Source organism: Flammeovirga aprica JL-4, from assembly GCF_012844305.1.
GTDB lineage: Bacteria > Bacteroidota > Bacteroidia > Cytophagales > Flammeovirgaceae > Flammeovirga > Flammeovirga aprica.
The window spans coordinates 1-3,436 of the sequence record NZ_JABANE010000233.1 but is presented as its reverse complement, the minus strand read 5'-3'; the positions used below and the strand labels follow the sequence as shown (position 1 = coordinate 3,436).

At 33.1% G+C, this 3,436-nt stretch carries 2 protein-coding genes; one reads left to right on the top strand and one right to left on the bottom strand.

The window, feature by feature from the left end; all coding sequences use genetic code 11:
* Positions 1-160: 160 nt before the first annotated feature.
* Positions 161-1,726 (bottom strand): sulfatase family protein, encoded by a 1,566-nt coding sequence (locus HHU12_RS33335; RefSeq protein ID WP_169661048.1) that lies wholly within the window; start codon positions 1,724-1,726, stop codon positions 161-163.
* A 288-nt stretch (positions 1,727-2,014) separates the two neighbouring features.
* Here HHU12_RS33335 and HHU12_RS33330 point away from each other — a divergent pair.
* Positions 2,015-3,436 (top strand): SUMF1/EgtB/PvdO family nonheme iron enzyme (locus HHU12_RS33330; RefSeq protein ID WP_169661047.1); only part of this gene is annotated, 1,422 nt, incomplete at its 3' end.

Sequence of the window (3,436 nt, the reverse complement as noted above, 5' to 3'; positions counted from 1 at the left end):
TTCTGAGTTCTTTTAACGTATTGACTTTTATTATTTTCCATAATAACGATTGTTTTAGTGTATCGTTATTTTAGGACTTCACATAATGATAAGTAAAAGGATGCTGTTGGAAATCAACATCCTTTTACTTTCTGAAGTGAAAAACTCAAAGCTTTTTTCTCTATTTCTCCAACCTCACAATATTAGCATCCCCAAGTTCCTCCAACTTTCCAGCAGGTCTGCCTTTATGTTTTACCTCTCGTTTCCATTCTAGACGAGTGGCACGTTCCTTTGAGATAGCAATTCTTTTTTCCATAAATTCCCCCAATTTTGTCAAATCATCTTTTACAAGAAAGCCTTCCAAAGCATAATCATTTGTGGTTCTCATCCAGTCTTTCATTCTGTTTTGTAAATCTTTGACTACATCTGCATATTTTGGATCATTGATAAGGTTATTTTTTGAATAAGGATCATTTTTGGTATCGTAAAGCTCTTCAACAGTTCGGTGGTTGAGGAACTCAAAACGATCCTTTACCTCTTGACGTTCTTTTGATAAGGTAGCATATGTTCCATACGATCTGTACCAGCGACACTCCATAATTGCATTATAATTACCCGTTCCCCAAGCATTGAAAATGTAGACAAAATCTTTGGAGTGCACTGCACGCATTGGACGAGGATCTGCGGTCGGCCCTTCGTTATGTTCAACAAAAACATATTCACGGTCGTTTTCTTTTTCACCTTTTAGTAGAGGCATTAATGAACGGCCTGCTAATGTTCCTGAAGTTTCGGTATGTGTAGCTTCAAGTACAGTAGGCATCATGTCAATGGCTGAAATCATATGTTTTTTATCTCTTTTTCCTTTCTTGATTTGATCAGGCCAAACTACAATCCAAGGTGTTTTTACACTCTGAGGATATAAATTGGATTTTACAAAAGGGAAAGCCATGCCGTGGTCAGAGATATAAACGATTAAAGTATTGGAAGTCATACCTTTTTCTTCTAATACTTTTAGAATATCACCAATACAATCATCACCTCTGCGAACGGTATTGTAGTAGTCTGTCATTTCTTCCTGAAAGTTATCATATTGAGGAAGGACAGGGTGGATAGGAATATCTTTTTGATCAAAAATTAGGGAAGGAGGATTCTTGTCAAATCCTTTTTTGGTTTTCTTGCCTCTATAAAATGGCAGGTGTGGGTCTTGTACATTTACGGAAGCATACCAAGGTTTATTAGAAGCTTTTGCATTATCAATTAACTCTTCAAAAGCCGTTTTATATTTATTGGCGGTTCTTGAATTCATTTTATCAAAATCAGCTACAAAATCCCAGTATTTTTGGGTGTTGTTTGTAGGAGTAGAGTCAATTACTTTTTGAATAATTCCCGTAAAGTACCCATTTTGCCTCAATGCTTCAGGAAGTGTTGCTTGAGGGAAATCTACACTGAAAAAACCTTCCATGCCACTATTATGAGAATATTGACCAGTATGAAAAACATTTCTAGAAGGACAACAACTTGGAGCTTGTACATAAGCATGTTCAAATAATACACCTTGTTTTGAAAGTTTGTCAATATTAGGTGTGACATTTTTTACTTTAGAGCCATAAGCACCTACGGAGTCAAAGTTCAAATCGTCTGAAGTCAAAAACAACACATTGGGCTGTTGGGCATGGACGATAGTAGGTGAAAAGAAAAAAAGGAAAATGCTCAGGTTGATAAGTAATGTAATTCTTACATTAGTCATACTTCTATTTATTTAAAAAAATGTTTGATACAAATAGTTTTATATCACCATTTAAAAGTAATAGGAGTGCTTTTTATGAAGGTTTAGAATTAAATCATATACCTTTAATATCTGATCATGATGATTCTTAATCTTGAAAATAGGTAGTTTATGGTAAGAAATACTATTGGGTAGACTAAATAAAAAGCAAAGGAAGAAGGTAATGTTTCTTTGGTGTGTTTGTAAATATTTTGTTAATTTGAAATTGAATTATGTGTGACATTTTTACTTATTTCTAATAACACCAACATGCAAACTAAATTTCTACTTTTCTTCTGTATTATCTCTTTCAATTGTTATGCTCAAGTTTCTGTTACAGAAGTTTACAAAAGATTTTCGGATCATATTTTTTCTTCAGCTATTCAATTGAATGATAGTGTAATTATAGATCAGTTTGAAGTTTCAAATATAGGCTGGATTTTTTTTCAGCATTCTCTCAATAATAGAAAGAGATTTAAGCTATTTAATACTATTGAAACTTCTTGTTGGAAAGATTTCAATATTCCATTTGTAAAGGAAAACAATATCTATTATTATATATATCCACTCAACCGTTATCAGCCTGTGGTTGGTGTATCCTATGATCAAGCGATTAATTACTGTAAGTGGCGTTCTGAGATTGTTACCAAAAATATTCAAAAAGCAATAGCTGAGAAATATAAAAAATGGAACAATTATATAATAAGTGTTGAATACCGTTTACCTACAAAAGAAGAATGGGAATATGCAGCAAAGGGAGGATTAGATCCTGTAAAATACCCTTATGGCATGTATCGCCCATTTTCTAAGAAATATTTGCAAGGGAATCAAAACAAACTTTCAAAAACACAATTTAAGGAGTTTGAATCTGCTATTAGATCCAAATTAAAAGAAGGGGTTAAGAGCGGTGAACTACCTTCAAGTATTCAGCCGATGGAGTTTAATATCAATGAGAACTTTTATGATTCAAAAGGAGAATTGTTTGAGTATCAAAAGGATTTTTTTCCATTAAAATCAGTGTATTATTACTATCCCAATCAGTATGGTATTTATAATATGATAGGTAACGTTTCTGAGATGATTTCTGAAAGAGACATAGCAAAAGGAGGGTCTTTTAATAATAACCTTGATGATATTAGCATAACCGAAGATTACAATTATAAAGTCCCGTCGGCAACAATTGGTTTTAGATGTATTGGAATAATTCATATTAAGTCAAAAGAAAATCGTCTTGAAATCAGTAAGAAAGAGAAGATCGAATTGGATCTTAATTATGAATTGGTGAATAATTATTTATTGAAGTTGGAAATGAATCCTCAAGAGATCCCTTCTACAAAGTATAAACTAGATTTCACTAAGTATGTTGAAAATGAAAAAGATAAGGATTGGGTAAGGGGTGCTAGATTAATGTTAGAGGATTATTATCAGCATTTTAAATTGTTTCCAATAGACTGGATTCCAAGGGAAGCTTTAGAAAAAGCGGAAAGAGAAAGAATGGCACAATCTGTAGATACACTTACAATAGAAGCGGTTTGTGCTTTAAATCATAAACCATTTTTGAAGGTTAAGAAGCAGTTATTGGAACTGCACTTAAATTATCATTTAGTCAATGCTTATATGGTGGATACACCGTTCGCCGTTGTGCCACCCATTTCACTCATATTGTGCCAAAAATTCACACGCCATTGTGCC

Bases quoted from the DNA above. Each gene is read 5' to 3' on its own strand.
- HHU12_RS33335 (WP_169661048.1), bottom strand. From the start codon at position 1,726: ATGACTAATGTAAGAATTACATTACTTATCAACCTGAGCATTTTCCTT.